This window comes from Lysobacter capsici, assembly GCF_014779555.2.
Lineage (GTDB): Bacteria > Pseudomonadota > Gammaproteobacteria > Xanthomonadales > Xanthomonadaceae > Lysobacter > Lysobacter capsici.
This window is the reverse complement of the sequence record NZ_CP094357.1, coordinates 2067079-2082919: the sequence shown is the minus strand read 5'-3', so window position 1 is coordinate 2082919 and position 15841 is coordinate 2067079. Positions and strand designations below refer to the sequence as shown.

Below are 15841 nucleotides of genomic sequence, written 5' to 3'. Positions count from 1 at the left end.
TTGCGCCGGACAAGCCGGCGCAAGCGCATCACACTTTCGTTCGCGCCGGTCTTACTTGACGCTGACCAGCTTGATTTCGAACTGCACCGCCACGTTCGGCGGATACGGGGTACGCGGATCGGCGCCGTAGGCCTGCGCCGACGGCAGGGTCACTTCCCACTTCGCGCCGGTCGGCATCTGCAGCAGCACTTCGCGCATCGCCGCCATTTCGATCTCGCTGACCTTGATCGACGGAATCGCATTGGCCGGACGCGCCTGCGCCGGACGCTCGCCGAACGGGAACGGGCCCGCGACTTCAAGCGCGACGGTGCTGGCCTGGGTCGGCTTGGCGCCGCTGCCCGCGTCGATCACGCGGTACTGCACGCCGCTCGGCAGCACCTTCACGCCGGCCTTGGCCTTGTTGGCGTTGATGAAGGTGTCGCTCTTGGTCTTGTTCTCGGCGGCGGCCTTGTCCCACTCGGCCTTGGCCTTGTCCTGCTGGCGCTTCTGCATGTTCTGCACCGCGGTGCGCAGCTGGTCGACCGGCACCGACGGCTGCTTCTTCGCATAGCCGTCCTGCAGGCCCTTGACGATCGTGTTCACATCGACTTGTTCGCCGCTCTCCACGGCGTTGCGGCCGAGGTCGTAACCGAGCGCGTAGCTCAGCTTGCCCTTCTCGGACGAAGTGTCCTGCGCGACGGCGTTGCCGGCGGTCAGTGCCAGGGCTGCGACGGCGGCAGCAATCAAACGCAACTTCATTCGGTGGAATCTCCGGTGGTGGCACGGAAGGCGCGAAGCCGTTCCGATCAGCTGGGGGCAGTTTCCAAAGCCCCGATAGGTAAAGCCCTGTTCGGTCGTAAGGCCGCAACAGGACGGGTTAGGATACCGGCGGCAGCGCTTAACCGCCACTGACGCCCCCGGATCTGACCGCGCCCCAGGCCTGGAGTTCCACGGCGATCACATCCCCTTTCCCAGACATCCTACGGCCATCACATGACCGAATCGCCCCTACTCGTCGCCGATCGCGGCGCCGTGCGCCAGATCACCGTCAACCGTCCGGACAAGCTGAACGCGCTAAATGCCGCGACCCTGGACGCCTTGCTGGCGGCGTTCGAAGCCGCCGCCAACGACCCGTCGGTGCGCGCGGTGATCCTCACCGGGGCCGGCCCGAAGGCTTTCGTGGCCGGCGCCGACATCTCGGAAATGAACACCCTCAGCCCGGTCCAGGGCCGCGATTTCTCCCTGCGCGGGCAGAAACTGATGCGCCGGATCGAGAAAATGCCCAAGCCGGTGATCGGCATGATCAACGGTTTCGCCCTGGGCGGTGGCCTGGAACTGGCGATGGGCTGCCACCTGCGCATCGCCGCGGACAGCGCCAAGATCGGTCAGCCGGAGATCAACCTCGGGCTGATTCCCGGCTTCGGCGGCACCCAGCGCCTGCTGCGCCTGGCCGGCCGCGCCGCGACTTTGGAGCTATGCCTGGTCGGTACGCCGATCGATGCCGCGCGCGCCAAGGAACTGGGCATCGTCAATCGCGTGGTGCCCGCGGCCGAGCTGGAAGCCGAGACCTATAAGTTGGCCGAGCAGTTCGCCGCTTCGGCGCCGCTGGCGCTGCGCGGCGTGCTCGACTGCGTCGCGGTCGGCGGCGAATGCGGGATCGAGGAAGGGCTCGAATACGAAACCGCGCAGTTCGGCCTGATGTTCTCGACCGACGACATGCGCGAAGGCACCACCGCGTTCCTGGAACGGCGCAAGCCGGCCTTCAACGGCACCTGAGTCGCGTCGTGAGCAGCGCCGATCCGATCTGTGCCTGCGGCTGCGCCGACCCGAGCGGCGCGGCGGCGCATGCGATCGCATTGGCGCTGGCGGTGGACGATCTGGATCGCGCGATCACGCTCGGCCTGTTGCAGGACGAGCACGCGCCGATCTGCCCGCAGTGCAGCGCGCACTGCAGGCAGGCCACGCGCGACGCGCGCGAGCAACGCCTGCGCGCCTTGGCCGCGCGCGAACGCTATCGCGCGCGCGATGCGCGCCTGCGACGCCGCGCCGACGAACGCGCCGCGCAACGCGCGGGCGCGCCGGCGGCGGTCGCGTCCGCGAGCACCGCACCCGCCAGCAACCTTATTAATGCGGCCGACGACGCGCCAACGCCGCCGCGTCCGGCCCTGCCCTCCGCGGCCGCGGCCGCGCTCGCGCGCGCCAAGGCCAAAGCCGCGCAACGCGGACCGACCTGATCCCCTCATCGAACGCATGCCCAAGACCCCGCCAGCCAAGTCGCCAGCCAAGCCCGCTTCCGCCACCGCACGCACGGCCAGCAAGAACGTCGCGGCGAAAAAATCCGCGGCGGCGGCTGACGCTGCATCCAAGGCGGCGGGCAAGCCCGGCGCAGGCAAATCCGCGGCCAAGAAATCAGCTTTGAAAAAGCCGGCGCCTGGCCGCGGCAACGCTAAGACCGGCAAACCTGCAAGCAAGCCAGCGGCCAAGACCACCGCCAAAGCCGAAAAACGCAGCGCGCGCCTGAGCCCGCCCGAAATCGAGGAAATGTTCGCGCGCCTGCAATCGCTCAACCCGCATCCGACCACCGAACTCGAATACAGCACGCCGTACGAACTGCTGGTCGCGGTCGCGCTGTCGGCGCAGGCCACCGATGTCGGCGTCAACAAGGCCACGCGCAAGTTGTTTCCGATCGCCAATACGCCGCGGCAGATCGCCGCGCTCGGCGTCGACGGCCTCAAGCCCTACATCGCCACGATCGGCCTGTTCAACACCAAGGCCGCGAACGTGGTCGCGCTGTCGCAACAACTCATCGACCTGCACGGCGGCGAAGTGCCGCGCGATCGCGCCGCGCTCGAAGCGCTGCCCGGGGTCGGCCGCAAGACCGCCAACGTCGTGCTCAACACCGCGTTCGGCGAACCCACCATCGCGGTCGACACGCACATCTTCCGGGTGTCCAACCGGACCGGCCTGGCGCCCGGCAAAGATGTGGTCGCGGTCGAACAAGGACTGCTCAAAGTCGTCCCGCAACGCTACCTGCAGGACGCGCATCACTGGCTGATTCTGCACGGACGTTACGTTTGCAAGGCACGAAAACCCGATTGCCCGCATTGTGTCATCCGTGATCTTTGTCGCTTCCAGGACAAGACGCCAGGCGATCCCGAGCCCGTAGCGGCTTGATTTTCAAAGCGTTTCGAACCGACACGCCGCGGTTGCGCGAGCGTCATCGCAACGTCATGCCCGCGAAATAAGTCAGTTCTGTCACATTTACGCAACTTTCACACCCTAGCCTGCGCGGCATCTCTCCACGCCTCAGGGCTAGACCAATGAAACTCTCCCGCACCACCCTTGCCGTCGCGTTGTTCGCCGCTCTGTCGGCGCCCGCCGCGCATGCTGAAATCGCACTCGACGTCATCGGCGACTCGGAAGTCACCTTCGAAGGTCTGCTCCAGGGCGACTACAACGACTTCAACAGCGACGTGCTGAACCTCAACGGCGACCTGCCCGACGGCAAGGATTCCGACAACGAATTGCGCCGCGCCGAACTGGTGCTCAAGGGCAAGGGCCCGGGCAACTTCGAATGGGTCGCCGGCTACGACGCCAAGGCCGACAAGTTCCTCGACGTCAACCTCAAGTACAAGCTCGGCGGCGACGCCAACCACTACGTTCAGTTCGGTCAGTTCAAGCAGCCCAACAGCCTGGAAGAGCTGTCCTCGACCAAGAACAACGACTTCATCTCCAAGGCGATGGTGACCAACACCTTCGGCATCGCCCGCCGCGTCGGCGCCGCCTACAGCTACGGCAGCAACAACTGGAGCATCACCGCCAGCTACTTCGGCGACGAGCTGACCCGCAACCTCAAGCGCGGCGACGGCTACGGCCTGCGCGGCACCTTCGCCCCGATCAACGAGAAGGGCAACATCCTGCACCTGGGTCTGTCGTACGTGAACCTGGAAGCGGAGCTGGAAGGCAACACCGGCGTGACCAAGGACAGCCTGCGCATCCGCACCCGTCCGCAGGCCGACCTGGCCGGCGGCCGCCTGGTCGACAGCGGCACCCTGACCAACCTCGATCGCCAGGCCATCATCGGCGCCGAAGCGATGTACGTGCACGGCCCGTTCAAGCTGCAGGCCGAGTACATGCAGAGCAAGATCGGCCGCTACAAGACCGCCACCCTGACCGGCCAGGACTACACCACCGACAGCTTCTACGTCAGCGGCGTGTGGAACATCACCGGCGAGACCTGGGGCTACAAGGCCGGCGTGCCGACCACCCCGCTGCCCGATGAGCCCTCCAGCGGCATGTGGCAGCTCGCCGTGCGCTACGACAAGATCGATCTGAACGACGGCGGCCTGCGTCCGGGCGCGACCCCGACCGCCGCTCCGATCGTCGACGGCGTGCTCGGCGGCGAGATGGACGCCTGGACCGTCGGCGTGAACTGGTACTGGCGCTCGAACTTCAAGTTCATGCTCGACTACTCGGTCGTCGACAGCTCGCGCTACATCGGCAAGACCAGCGCGACCTACTCGCAGAACCCGGTCTACAACAACCGCACCTTCAACCGCGTCGTCGACGACAGCCCGAACATCCTGTCGGCCCGCTTCCAGTTCTACTGGTAAGCCGCACCGCCATACCGCATCAAACCGTACATCTCTCCCCCTCGATCGGCACCGATCGTTCAAGGGCGCGGCCGGTGCCGCGCCCTTATTTTTCCGATCGCGGCGATCGCCGGGCCCGTCCGCCGCCGATCGCGCGACGGCCGAAACCGGATCGGGGAGCAAGTCACGCGTTTGTCATGTTTCCGACTCGCGACTGTCATCGAACCGTTATGCAATGCGCCACAACGGATTCGTGCCAGCCGTCTCTCTTCAGGAGCCTCATCGTGTTCAATACCCGTTCGTTCCGCGTGACCGCGCTTGCACTGGCTGCCGCCTTCGCGTTCAACGCGCAGGCCGCCGACGTGACTGGCGCCGGCGCTTCCTTCGTTTATCCGGTGATGTCCAAGTGGTCGGCCGACTACGCCAAGGCCACCAACAAGAAGGTCAACTACCAGTCGATCGGTTCCGGCGGCGGCATCGCCCAGATCAAGGCCGGCACGGTCGACTTCGGCTCGTCCGATGCGCCGCTCAAGCCCGATGAACTGGCCAAGTTCGGTCTGGCCCAGTTCCCGTCGGTGATCGGCGGCGTGGTGCCGGTGCTCAATGTGCCCGGCGTGGTCTCCGGCGCGATGAAGCTCGACGGCGAGACCCTCGCCAACATCTTCCTCGGCAAGATCACCATGTGGAACGATCCGGCGATCGTCGCGCTCAACGGCGGCGTGCCGCTGCCGGCGAAGAAGATCACCGTCGTGCACCGCTCCGACGGTTCGGGCACCACCTTCAACTTCGTCAACTACCTGTCCAAGGTCAGCGGCGAGTGGAAGAGCTCGGTCGGCGAAGGCACCGCGGTCAAGTGGCCGATCGGCATCGGCGGCAAGGGCAACGAGGGCGTGGCCGCTTACGTCAAGCAGATCCAGGGCGGCATCGGCTATGTCGAGCTGTCGTACGCGCTGCAGAACAAGATGGCGTATTCGCGTCTGAAGAACGCCGACGGCAAGTTCGTGCTGCCGACCGACGAGACCTTCGCCGCGGCCGCCGCCAGCGCGCAGTGGGGCGATGCCAAGGACTTCTACCTGGTGATGACCAATGCGCCGGGCGAGAACTCCTGGCCGATCACCGCGACCAACTTCATCCTGATGTACAAGCAGCCCAAGAACGCCGAAGGCGCCAAGAACGCCAAGGAATTCTTCCGCTGGGTGTACGCCAACGGCGACGCGCAGGCCAAGACGCTGGACTACGTCCCGCTGCCCGACGCGCTGGTCAAGCAGATCGAGAGCTACTGGACCACGAGCATGAATTACTGATCCGACCGATCGTCGGGTCCGGGGGGATCCTTCAGATCGGGGGAGATCGGTTTTCCATTGCAGTGATCGGACGAAACGGGCCTTCGGGCCCGTTTTGTTTTTTTGCAGGAGGCGAGGAAGCGGTGGCTTTGCCTCGCATCGCGCCCTCACCCCAACCCCTCTCCCGCAAGCGGGAGAGGGGCTCAGTGCGCGTCGTCGGAATCGATTCTTGCGACTTCGACCGATCTTGCGACTTCGGCCGGTCTTGCGATCCGGCCGATCTTGCGATTCCGGCCGACGGAATCCTTCTCCCGCCTGCGGGAGAAGGTGGCCCGAAGGGCCGGATGAGGGCCGCCCCCGACCCCGCTGATCGCGCATTTGTTACCGTCCGCCCCGCCGAAACCCCGCGAAACCGCGACCTCCAGCACCCCGCCCGGCCTTTCACTACAGATTCGTGACGAATCCGTGTCATAGCCGTGTAACAAAAAGATCATCAAATGGCGCCAGCCCAGCCGGCGCCCATGCCGGCCCCCTTGATGGAGCACCGCATGAAATCGTCGCCGGCCCGTATCGCCGTCCTCTCCCTCGCCATCGCGCTGGCCGCCGCCGCGTGCGGCGGCAAGCAGAACCCGGCCCCGGCCGGTGAAGCCAAGACCGACGCGGCCGCGCCCGCGGGCGACCAGGTCGCCGTGCAGATCACCGGCGCCGGCGCCACCTTCATCTACCCGCTGCTGTCGAAGTGGTCCGATGACTACAACAAGTCGACCGGCGCCAAGGTCAACTACCAGTCGATCGGTTCGGGCGGCGGCATCGCCCAGATCAAGGCCGGCACGGTCGACTTCGGCTCCTCCGACAAGCCGCTGCCGAGCGAAGAACTCGCCGCCGCCGGCCTGGGCCAGTTCCCCTCGGCGATCGGCGGCGTGGTGCCAGTGGTCAACGTCGACGGCATCGAAGCGGGCAAGCTGCGCCTGACCGGCCCGCTGCTGGCCGACATCTTCCTGGGCACCGTGTCGAAGTGGAACGATCCCAAGATCGCCGCGGCGAACCCGGGCACCACCCTGCCGGACGTGAAGATCAACATCGTGCACCGCTCCGACGGTTCGGGCACGACCTTCAACTTCTCCAACTACCTGTCCAAGGTCAGCCCGGAGTGGAAGGCCAAGGTCGGCGAAGGCACCTCGGTGCAGTGGCCCGGCGGCGTCGGCGGCAAGGGCAACGAAGGCGTGGCTTCGTACGTGAAGCAGATCAAGGGCTCGATCGGCTACGTCGAACTGGCCTACGCGCTGCAGAACAAGATGGCCCACACCCAGTTGCAGAACGCGGCCGGCCAGTTCGTGCAGCCCAGCGCCGAAGCCTTCCAGGCCGCGGCCTCGACCGCCGACTGGGCGAGCGCGAAGGACTTCAACCTGGTGATCACCAACGCCTCGGGCGAGAAGTCCTGGCCGATCACCGCGACCAATTTCATCCTGATGTACAAGCAGCCCAAGGACGCCAAGCGCAGCGCCGATACGCGCGGCTTCTTCAAGTGGGCGTTCGAGAACGGCCAGACCCAGGCGCAGGCGCTGGATTACGTGCCGCTGCCGCCGGAACTGGTCAAGCAGATCGAGGCGTACTGGGCGGCTGAGTTCAAGTGATGTTCTGGCCCGCGTCCGCTTTTGCGGACGCGGCTTTGCCAGGACGTCATCCCGGCGGGGTGGGGTGAGCGGATGCGTTTGCGAGCTACTGGCTCGCGCATCCGCGAACGCCAGGGCGACCAGCCCTGGCCGGGGTCGCCAGTGAATCAAGTGCGATACCGCCTATTGAAAGAGACGTCGCGATGAAGCCCTGGATCCCCGCCTTCGCGGGGATGACGGCAAAAGCAGAAACGAAAGCAACAGCAACAACAGCAGCAACGGCAACACCACGAAAGCTTCAAGTCGCTGGATTCCCGCGTTCGCGGGAATGACGAGCAAAAGCAAACGCCGCTCGCAGCGCCGCAACGCTAGTTCGCAGCATCTCCGAATCAAAGCACAAAACGCGCAGAACCAAGCCCGCCACCGCAAGCCCGGCCACGACGGACCCCATCTCGCAATGAACGCGACCGCCCTACCCGCCCATACCGGCAGCAACAGCCGCGACGGCAAAGATGCGCGCAACGATCGCCTGTTCCGCTACGTACTGACCGCCACCGTCGTCTTCGTGTTGATCGCGCTGGCCAGCGCGGCGCTGTCGATGCTGTGGGGCGGCCGCCACGTACTGGCCGAAGAAGGCATCGATTTCTTCATCACCACCGAATGGAACCCGGTCGAGAACCATTACGGCGCGCTGGTGCCGATCTACGGCACCATCGTCACCGCGATGATCGCGATGATCATCGCCGTGCCGATCAGCTTCGGCATCGCCTTCTTCCTGACCGAAGTCGCGCCGCGTTGGGCGCGCGGTCCGATCGGCACCGCGATCGAGCTGCTGGCCGGCATTCCCTCGATCATCTACGGCATGTGGGGCCTGTTCGTGCTGGTGCCGGTGATGACCGAGTACGTCACGCCCTGGCTCAACGATCACGTCGGCACCCTGCCGGTGATCGGCACGCTGTTCCAGGGACCGCCGCTCGGCATCGGCATGCTCACCGCCGGCATCGTCCTGGCGATCATGGTGATCCCGTTCATTTCCTCGGTCATGCGCGAAGTGTTCCTGACCGTGCCGACCCGGCTGAAGGAATCGGCCTACGCGCTGGGTTCGACCAAGTGGGAAGTCAGCTGGGACATCGTCCTGCCCTACACCCGCTCGGCGGTGATCGGCGGCGTATTCCTCGGCCTGGGCCGCGCGCTGGGCGAAACCATGGCGGTCGCGTTCGTGATCGGCAACTCGGTCAACTTCTCGACCTCGCTGCTGGAACCGGGCACCACCATCGCCGCGCTGATTGCCAACGACTTCGGCGAAGCCACCGAAACCTACCGCTCGGCGCTGCTGCTGCTCGGCTTCGTCTTGTTCATCGTGACCTTCGTCGTGCTCGCCGCGGCGCGCTTCATGCTGATGCAGCTCTCGCGCAAGGAGGGCAACTGATGAATACCGTCGCCAAGACCGTCGATGCCGACACCCAGCGCCGCCATCGCGTCGCCGATTCGCTGTACGGCCGCCGCCGCATCGTCAACACCGTCGCGGTCGTGCTCGCCTGCGCCGCGGCCGCGTTCGGCCTGTTCTTCCTGGGCTGGATTCTCTACACCCTGCTCGCCAAGGGCCTGGGCGGCATCAACGTCGCGCTGTTTACCCAGAACACGCCGCCGCCGATGCAGGAAGGCGGCCTGCTCAACGCCTTCTTCGGCAGCGCGGTGATGTGCCTGATCGCGATCGTGATCGGCACGCCGCTCGGCATCGCCGCCGGCACCTGGCTGGCCGAATACGGCGCCGGGCGCAAGATCGGCACGGTGGTGCGCTTCGTCAACGACATCCTGCTGTCGGCGCCGTCGATCGTGCTGGGCCTGTTCGTCTACACCCTGGTGGTGATGCAGAGCGGCGGCAATTTCTCGGCCCTGGCCGGCGCGATCTCGCTGGCCTTCATCGTGCTGCCGGTGGTGGTGCGCACCACCGACGAAATGCTGCGGCTGGTGCCGGCACAGATGCGCGAAGCAGCGCTGTCGCTGGGCGTGCCGCAGTGGAAGGTGATCGTGCAGGTGCTGTACCGCAGCGCCTCGGCCGGCATCGTCACCGGCGTGCTGCTCGCGCTGGCGCGGATCAGCGGCGAAACCGCGCCGCTGCTGTTCACCGCGTTCGGCAACCAGTACTGGAGCCACAACGTGCTGCAGCCGATGGCCAGCGTGCCGGTGGTGATGAACCAGTTCGCCGGCAGCCCGTACGAAACCTGGCAGACCCTGGCCTGGGCCGGCGCCCTGGTGCTCACCTTCTTCGTCCTCGTCGTCAGCCTGCTCGCCCGCGCCCTCGTGTTGCGCAATCGGATCGCCAATGACTGACCTCTCGAACCAACCCGTTGCCCGGACCCCGGCCATGAACGATGCACGTCTCTCCGTCGCCACCCCCGACCGCGCCGCGGCCGTGGTCGGCGCTTCGCCGGTCAAGCTCGCCGCGCGCGGCCTGGACTTCTATTACGACAAGTTCCACGCCCTCAAGTCGATCAACCTGGACATCCCGGAAAAGCAGGTCACCGCGCTGATCGGCCCGTCGGGTTGCGGCAAGTCGACCTTGCTGCGCATCTTCAACCGCATCTACGCGCTGTACCCGAAACTGGAAGCGCGCGGCGAGGTGATCCTCGACGGCGAGAACATCCTCGACCCGCGCTATCCGATGAACCGGTTGCGCAGCAAGGTCGGCATGGTGTTCCAAAAGCCCGTGCCGTTCCCGATGACGATCTTCGAGAACGTGGCCTACGGCATCCGTCACCACGAGAAATTGTCGAAGTCGGAAATGAACGATCGCGTCGAACACGCGCTGCGCCAGGGCGCGCTGTGGGACGAGGTCAAGGACAAGCTGGGCCAGAGCGCGCTGGGCCTGTCCGGCGGCCAGCAGCAGCGCCTGTGCATCGCGCGCGCGGTGGCGCTCAAGCCGTCGGTGCTGTTGCTCGACGAACCGACCTCGGCGCTCGACCCGATCTCGACCAGCCGCATCGAACAACTGGTCGAAGAGCTGAAGAAGGACTACACCATCGCAATCGTTACCCACAACATGCAGCAGGCCGCGCGCGTGTCCGACTTCACCGCCTTCATGTACCTGGGCGATCTGATCGAACACGGCCCGACCGAACAGATCTTCTCGCAGCCGACCAAGCAGCAGACCGAGGATTACATCACTGGCCGCTTCGGCTGAAGCGGCCGGGAATCGGGAATGGGGAATCGGGAATCGTCAAAAGCGAACGCCGGTTCCCTCGTTACCTGCCCCAGCCGTACTGTCGCCGCCATTGCTGTTGCCTTCAACGATTCCCGAATCCCCATTCCCGATTCCCGGCCTTACGCCCATGAGCACCCAAATGCACGACCACATCGTCAAAAGCTACGACGACGAGCAGCGCCGCCTGCTCGACGAAACCCTGCGCATGGGCGAGATGGCCGCTTCGCAGCTGGAAGCCGCGCTCGACGTGGTCCAGCGTCGCGACGACAAGGCCGCCGAGCGCATCATCGCCAACGATGAAGCGATCGACGCGCTCGAGCAGGAAATCAGCCACGACGTGATGAAGCTGGCGCTGCGCGGGCCGATGGCGCGCGACCTGCGCGAGATCCTCGCCGCGATCCGCATCGCCTCGGACATCGAACGCGTCGGCGATTACGCCGCCAACGTCGCCAAGCGTTCCACCGCGCTGAACCTGTCGCCGCCGCTGCCGCACGTCGCCGGGCTGCATGCGCTGGGCACGCTCGCGGTCAAGCAGCTGCGCGATGTGCTCAGCGCCTATCGCGACAACGACATCGAGCTGGCGCAGAAGGTGCGCGCGCGCGATGCCGAGATCGACACCGCCTACACCGGCCTGTTCCGCGAGCTGCTGACCTACATGATGGAGGACGCGCGCAGCATCACCGCCTGCACCCATCTGCTGTTCATGGCCAAGAACATCGAACGCATCGGCGACCACGCCACCAACATCGCCGAGAACGTGTGGTTCCTGGTCAAGGGCGAAGAGCTGCTGCCGCCGCGCGAGAAGCGCGATGACACCAACACCACCGGCGCGCTGTAAGCCCGCGTCGCCGGCTGTTGGTGGTGGTATCGACGGGGCTTCGGCCCCGTCGTTGTTTGATCCGGCGCCGCGGGAATCGACGCCATCGGCGCCCGGGGCGTCGGGCCTGAACCCCTCGTGCGAAACCCCCTGGCCCTCCCGTTCGCGGTGACTCCCCGCCGGGCGACACCGCTCGTCCCCGTAGCGAACGACCGGCCGAAGCGACCGTTTTCGCGCACGTTGCAGTGCAGCATCGCCAAGGTGCCCGCTCCGACCGACCGCAACCTTCCCCGCACCTAATGTCCAGCGAGGTTCGCGCACTCCACCGCGCAGCATCGACCTCGACACGTCCGGCCCTTGCAGCTCAAGGCTGCAAACGGTTACAGCCCAATCCGGCTTAACCCGTTCTAAACAATTTCGGCGCATCGCCGCCGAAGCGCGAATCCGTTCGCCTCCTCCTAAACTCTTGGTACATGTCCGCAGCCCCACGCTGCAGTGTATTTTTGGGAACTCAGGAGGACAGCCCGGCATGACGCTATCGATGGCCCACGATGATCTGGCAGCCGCCCGCTCGGGCGACACGGCCGCATTGGAACGGGTGCTGGTGCATTCGCGCCAGGACCTGCGCCGATACGCCGAGTACCACTGCGTCATCAACGACGTCGAGGACGCGGTCCAGGAAAGCCTGTTCACCGTATCGCGCAAGCTGCGCGACCTGCGGGTACTCGAATGCTTCGTGTCGTGGACCTTCCGCATCGTCAAGCGCGAATGCAACCGGCTCAAGCGCGGCCGGCGCATGCTCAGTGGCGACGCCATCAGCGACGACATCGCGCCGATGGTGAGCCACGAACCGGCCGAGTGGCGGCATGATGTCGCCGCCGCGCTGGAATCCTTGCCCGCGCATTACCGCCGCATCATCCTGCTGCGCGATCTGGAAGGGCTGACCATCGCCGAAATCGGCGAACAGCTCGGCCTGACCCGCGAAGCGGTGAAATCGCGTTTGCACAGGGCGCGGCTGCTCGCCCGCGAGTACCTGGCTTGTTGACGGCGCGCTTGTTGAAAGCACGCTCGTCGAAGGCCGCGCCTGTTGACGGTGGCGCTGTCGATCGCCGCCGGCCCGTTGCATCCAAGTTCGTATCGAAGTCGTATCACCCAACAGCTCGAACGCATCCATCGCGTTTCAAGCACAACCCGATCTGACGGAACCCGGCACACTGGGCCGTTATTCCAACGGCGGACCATCCTCCGCCCTCATCGCCACAGGAGTCATCCATGTCCAAGCAAATCAAGAAGCCCCTCGCCCTCGCCCTCGGCGCCACCCTGATCGGTGGTCTGAGCCTGTCGGCTTCCGCGTTCGCGATGAGCGATCTGTCGCAGGGCTACCTGCTCGGCGCTCAGCAGGCTCCGCCGGCCGCCGAAAAGGCCGCCGACGCCAAGGCCGCCGCCGACACCGCCAAGACGGCCGAAGGCAGCTGTGGCGCCGACAAGAAGGCGAAGGAAGGCAGCTGCGGCGCCGACAAGAAGAAGGCCGCCGAGGGCAAGTGCGGCGAAGGCAAGTGCGGCGCCGACAAGAAGAAGGCCGGCGAAGGCAAGTGCGGCGGCGAAAAGAAGGCCGACGCGGCCAAGCCGGTCAAGACCGGCGAAGCGGCGGCCAAGAAGGCCGGTGAAGGCAAGTGCGGCGAAGGCAAGTGCGGCGGTTCGGTCTGATTCGTTTCGAATCGGTCCGATATGCCACTGAGCTGACCCGATGGACGGCATGCGCAGTCTGAAATCCGATGCCGTCGGTCTAGGCCTGCGGCGGGCTCTGCTGAGCCCGCTGCAGTCCGCGCCGACCGCCGAAGACGAACGCGATTTCGATTTTCTCGAATGCGCGCCGGAAAACTGGATCGGCATCGGCGGCCGTTTCGGCGAAGCCTTGCGCGAGTTGTCCTCGCGCCATCGGCTGGTCTGCCACGGCCTGTCCCTGTCGCTGGGCGGCACCGAGCCGCTCGACGAAACCTTCCTGGCCCGGGTGCGTCGCTTCCTCGACGAACACCGCGTGGCCTGCTACAGCGAACACCTGAGTTACTGCAGCGACGACGGCCATCTGTACGACCTGCTGCCGATTCCGTTCACCGAGGAAGCCGTGCATCACGTCGCCGCGCGCATCCGCCGCACCCAGGACATCGTCGGCCGCCGCATCGCGGTGGAAAACGCGTCCTACTACGCCGCTCCGCACCAGCAGATGAGCGAGATCGAATTCACCCGCGCGATCCTGGCCGAGGCCGATTGCGACTTGCTGCTCGACGTCAACAATGTCTACGTCAATTCGATCAACCATCGTTACGACGCACGCGAATTCATCCAGGCGATGCCGCACGAACGCATCGCCTATATCCATGTCGCCGGCCATTACGACGAGGCCGACGACCTCAAGGTCGACACCCACGGCGCGCCGGTGAAGAACGAAGTGTGGTCGCTGCTCGGCGACGCCTACCGCATGTTCGGCCCGCGCCCGACCCTGCTCGAACGCGATTTCAATTTCCCGCCCTACGAAGAACTGGTCGACGAGTTGCGAATCGTGCGCCGGGTGCTGAGCGAATCGAGCCAGGCCTCGGCAAGCCCGGCCCGCCGCGCGCGCGCCTGAGCCATGAACGACGCACCCTCGCGCCTGCGCGCGCAGCAGTTCGAACTGACCCGGCATCTGCGCGATCCGCAGGCCAGCCCCGCGCCGCAAGGCATCGAGGACCGGCGCCTGGGGATTTATCGCGAACTGCTGTTCAACAACATCCTGGGCCTGCTGTCGGGAAATTTCCCGGTCATCAGCCAACTGCTGGGCGAGGAACGCTGGCAACGGCTCGTGCGCGATTTCTACCGCGACTATCGCTGCCGCACCCCGCTGTTCGCCGAGATCGCGCGCGAGTTCCTGCGCTATCTGGACGGTCTCGACGGCGACGCCATCCCGCCGTTCCTGCCCGAACTCGCGCATTACGAGTGGGTCGAACTGGCGCTGCAACTCAGCGACGCGGCCGCGCCGCAAGACGATGCCGCGATCGGCGACGACGAACTGCTGGAGCACCATCCGCGGCTCTCGCCGCTGGCCTGGCCCCTGGCCTATGCCTGGCCGGTGCATCGGCTCGGCCCCGACCACCAGCCCGAACAGCCGCCGGCGACCCCGACCCTGGTCCTGCTGCGCCGCGAAGCCGGCGGCGACGTGCGTTTTTCCGAACTCAGCCCGCTGGCCTATCGCCTGGTCGAACGCATCGGCGAATCGCCGGAACTGACCGCGCGCGAACAACTGCAGGCCCTGGCGCAGGAAGCCGGCAGCGACGACAGCGCCGCCTTCCTCGCGCTCGGCGACGGCCTGTTGCGGCAGATGCGCGCAAGCGGGGTGATCTTCTTTGCCCGCGCCGAGAATCCGCCGGCTTGATCGCAACCGTGCATCCACGCCGTCCCGCGTCGGATCGTCCCAGACTGTAGGAGCGGCGCGAGCCGCGACCGCGCCACCGCGACCACGACGCCACTGAAGCCCTGATCGCGATCTCAGACCGAGGTCGCGGCCCTGCCCACGACGAGCAGACAGTCCCGCAACGCCGGTTCAGCCCGCACACGCCAAAGCCATCGCCCCAACCTGCTAGGCTTTCGCGATGACCGAAACCGGCCCGACCGCGCCCGCGACCACCGCGGCGCCCTTCCCCACCACCCTCGCCAACCGTTTCCGCGGCTACCTGCCGGTGGTCGTCGACGTCGAAACCGGCGGCTTCGACTGGAACAAGCACGCGCTGCTGGAAATCGCGGTGCTGCCGCTGGAGCTGGACGCCGACGGCCGGATCGTGCCCGGCGAGATCGCCAGCGCCCACGTGGTGCCCGCGCCCGGCACCCTGATCGACCCTAAGTCGCTGGAAATCACCGGCATCGACATCGATCACCCGTTCCGCGACGCCAAGCCCGAGCGTCAGGCGCTGGAAGCGGTGTTCGGGCCGGTGCGCGAGGCGGTCAAGCGCCACGGCTGCCAGCGCGCGATCCTGGTCGGCCACAACGCCCATTTCGACCTCAATTTCCTCAACGCCGCGGTCGCCCGCAGCGGCCACAAGCGCAATCCTTTCCACCCCTTCAGCGTGTTCGACACGGTGACCCTGGCCGGCGTCGCCTACGGCCAGACCGTGCTCGCGCGCGCGGTCCAGGCCGCAGGCCTGTCGTGGAACGCGCAGGAAGCGCACTCGGCCGTCTACGACACACAGCGCACGGCCGAGCTGTTTTGCAAGATCGTCAACATGTGGCCACGCGGCGGCTGAGCTTTTTGCGACCAGCCTTCGTGGTCCTCGCGCATCAACCCGCCATCGCTTTATGACCGAAAATCTTGCGACGCCGCC

The 15841-nt window shown here is 66.1% G+C and carries 16 protein-coding genes; 15 read left to right on the top strand and 1 reads right to left on the bottom strand.

The genetic code is table 11. The annotated features are described in order from the left end of the window. Positions 1-51: 51 nt before the first annotated feature. Entirely contained in the window at positions 52-738 is a 687-nt protein-coding gene (locus IEQ11_RS08715; RefSeq protein WP_046656177.1) for an FKBP-type peptidyl-prolyl cis-trans isomerase N-terminal domain-containing protein, read from the bottom strand. A gap of 234 nt (positions 739-972) precedes the next feature. Between IEQ11_RS08715 and IEQ11_RS08710 the strand changes: the two genes are divergently transcribed. From IEQ11_RS08710 to rnt, 15 genes are all read left to right on the top strand, one after another. Further along, positions 973-1755 (top strand): enoyl-CoA hydratase/isomerase family protein, encoded by a 783-nt coding sequence (locus IEQ11_RS08710; protein ID WP_046656175.1) that lies wholly within the window; start codon positions 973-975, stop codon positions 1753-1755. A gap of 74 nt (positions 1756-1829) precedes the next feature. Continuing rightward, a complete protein-coding gene (locus tag IEQ11_RS08705; protein WP_425494680.1) occupies positions 1830-2213 on the top strand; it encodes a hypothetical protein in 384 nt (127 codons plus the stop codon). A 307-nt stretch (positions 2214-2520) separates the two neighbouring features. After that, positions 2521-3153 (top strand): endonuclease III, encoded by a 633-nt coding sequence (gene nth, locus IEQ11_RS08700; RefSeq protein WP_228464855.1) that lies wholly within the window; start codon positions 2521-2523, stop codon positions 3151-3153. Positions 3154-3299: 146 nt separating this feature from the next. Continuing rightward, positions 3300-4592: an OprO/OprP family phosphate-selective porin gene (locus IEQ11_RS08695; protein ID WP_191822820.1), complete on the top strand. Its 1293-nt coding sequence runs from the start codon at positions 3300-3302 to the stop codon at positions 4590-4592. A gap of 263 nt (positions 4593-4855) precedes the next feature. Then, the gene (gene pstS, locus IEQ11_RS08690) at positions 4856-5875 is read left to right on the top strand and encodes a phosphate ABC transporter substrate-binding protein PstS (protein WP_425494665.1); all 1020 of its coding nucleotides are present in this window, start codon (positions 4856-4858) and stop codon (positions 5873-5875) included. Positions 5876-6402: 527 nt separating this feature from the next. After that, complete coding sequence (gene pstS / locus IEQ11_RS08685; RefSeq protein ID WP_046658918.1) at positions 6403-7488, top strand: phosphate ABC transporter substrate-binding protein PstS; 1086 nt, start codon at positions 6403-6405, stop codon at positions 7486-7488. A 436-nt stretch (positions 7489-7924) separates the two neighbouring features. After that, complete coding sequence (pstC, locus tag IEQ11_RS08680) at positions 7925-8896, top strand: phosphate ABC transporter permease subunit PstC (RefSeq protein ID WP_036113863.1); 972 nt, start codon at positions 7925-7927, stop codon at positions 8894-8896. Next, positions 8896-9801, top strand: coding sequence for a phosphate ABC transporter permease PstA (gene pstA / locus IEQ11_RS08675; RefSeq protein ID WP_191822818.1), 906 nt, complete (start codon positions 8896-8898; stop codon positions 9799-9801). The genes pstC and pstA overlap by 1 nt, the downstream gene beginning before the upstream one ends. 34 nt (positions 9802-9835) lie before the next feature. Beyond that, positions 9836-10651 carry a phosphate ABC transporter ATP-binding protein PstB gene (pstB, locus tag IEQ11_RS08670; RefSeq protein ID WP_046656172.1) on the top strand — a complete coding sequence of 272 codons (816 nt, stop codon included), beginning with the start codon at positions 9836-9838 and terminating at the stop codon, positions 10649-10651. 148 nt (positions 10652-10799) lie between these two features. Next, positions 10800-11510 carry a phosphate signaling complex protein PhoU gene (phoU, locus tag IEQ11_RS08665; protein ID WP_046656171.1) on the top strand — a complete coding sequence of 237 codons (711 nt, stop codon included), beginning with the start codon at positions 10800-10802 and terminating at the stop codon, positions 11508-11510. 520 nt (positions 11511-12030) lie between these two features. Beyond that, positions 12031-12534, top strand: coding sequence for an RNA polymerase sigma factor (locus IEQ11_RS08660; RefSeq protein WP_200899887.1), 504 nt, complete (start codon positions 12031-12033; stop codon positions 12532-12534). A gap of 227 nt (positions 12535-12761) precedes the next feature. Further along, the gene (locus tag IEQ11_RS08655; protein ID WP_191822817.1) at positions 12762-13196 is read left to right on the top strand and encodes an HvfA family oxazolone/thioamide-modified RiPP metallophore; all 435 of its coding nucleotides are present in this window, start codon (positions 12762-12764) and stop codon (positions 13194-13196) included. 49 nt (positions 13197-13245) lie between these two features. Beyond that, the gene (locus IEQ11_RS08650) at positions 13246-14115 is read left to right on the top strand and encodes an HvfB family MNIO-type RiPP peptide maturase (RefSeq protein WP_191822816.1); all 870 of its coding nucleotides are present in this window, start codon (positions 13246-13248) and stop codon (positions 14113-14115) included. 3 nt (positions 14116-14118) lie between these two features. Then, on the top strand, positions 14119-14898 hold the full coding sequence (locus IEQ11_RS08645; protein ID WP_191822815.1) for an HvfC family RiPP maturation protein: 780 nt from the start codon (positions 14119-14121) through the stop codon (positions 14896-14898). Between the two features lie 217 nt (positions 14899-15115). After that, complete coding sequence (gene rnt / locus IEQ11_RS08640) at positions 15116-15763, top strand: ribonuclease T (RefSeq protein ID WP_191822814.1); 648 nt, start codon at positions 15116-15118, stop codon at positions 15761-15763. Positions 15764-15841: the final 78 nt, after the last annotated feature.

Excerpts from the sequence above, each read along its gene's own strand:
- IEQ11_RS08715 (WP_046656177.1), bottom strand. The coding sequence starts at position 738 with ATGAAGTTGCGTTTGATTGCTGCCGCCGTCGCAGCCCTGGCACTGACC.
- IEQ11_RS08710 (WP_046656175.1), top strand. The coding sequence starts at position 973 with ATGACCGAATCGCCCCTACTCGTCGCCGATCGCGGCGCCGTGCGCCAG.
- nth (WP_228464855.1), top strand. The coding sequence starts at position 2,521 with ATGTTCGCGCGCCTGCAATCGCTCAACCCGCATCCGACCACCGAACTC.
- IEQ11_RS08695 (WP_191822820.1), top strand. The coding sequence starts at position 3,300 with ATGAAACTCTCCCGCACCACCCTTGCCGTCGCGTTGTTCGCCGCTCTG.
- pstS (WP_046658918.1), top strand. The coding sequence starts at position 6,403 with ATGAAATCGTCGCCGGCCCGTATCGCCGTCCTCTCCCTCGCCATCGCG.
- pstC (WP_036113863.1), top strand. The coding sequence starts at position 7,925 with ATGAACGCGACCGCCCTACCCGCCCATACCGGCAGCAACAGCCGCGAC.
- pstA (WP_191822818.1), top strand. The coding sequence starts at position 8,896 with ATGAATACCGTCGCCAAGACCGTCGATGCCGACACCCAGCGCCGCCAT.
- pstB (WP_046656172.1), top strand. The coding sequence starts at position 9,836 with ATGAACGATGCACGTCTCTCCGTCGCCACCCCCGACCGCGCCGCGGCC.
- phoU (WP_046656171.1), top strand. The coding sequence starts at position 10,800 with ATGAGCACCCAAATGCACGACCACATCGTCAAAAGCTACGACGACGAG.
- IEQ11_RS08660 (WP_200899887.1), top strand. The coding sequence starts at position 12,031 with ATGGCCCACGATGATCTGGCAGCCGCCCGCTCGGGCGACACGGCCGCA.
- IEQ11_RS08655 (WP_191822817.1), top strand. The coding sequence starts at position 12,762 with ATGTCCAAGCAAATCAAGAAGCCCCTCGCCCTCGCCCTCGGCGCCACC.
- IEQ11_RS08650 (WP_191822816.1), top strand. The coding sequence starts at position 13,246 with ATGCGCAGTCTGAAATCCGATGCCGTCGGTCTAGGCCTGCGGCGGGCT.
- IEQ11_RS08645 (WP_191822815.1), top strand. The coding sequence starts at position 14,119 with ATGAACGACGCACCCTCGCGCCTGCGCGCGCAGCAGTTCGAACTGACC.
- rnt (WP_191822814.1), top strand. The coding sequence starts at position 15,116 with ATGACCGAAACCGGCCCGACCGCGCCCGCGACCACCGCGGCGCCCTTC.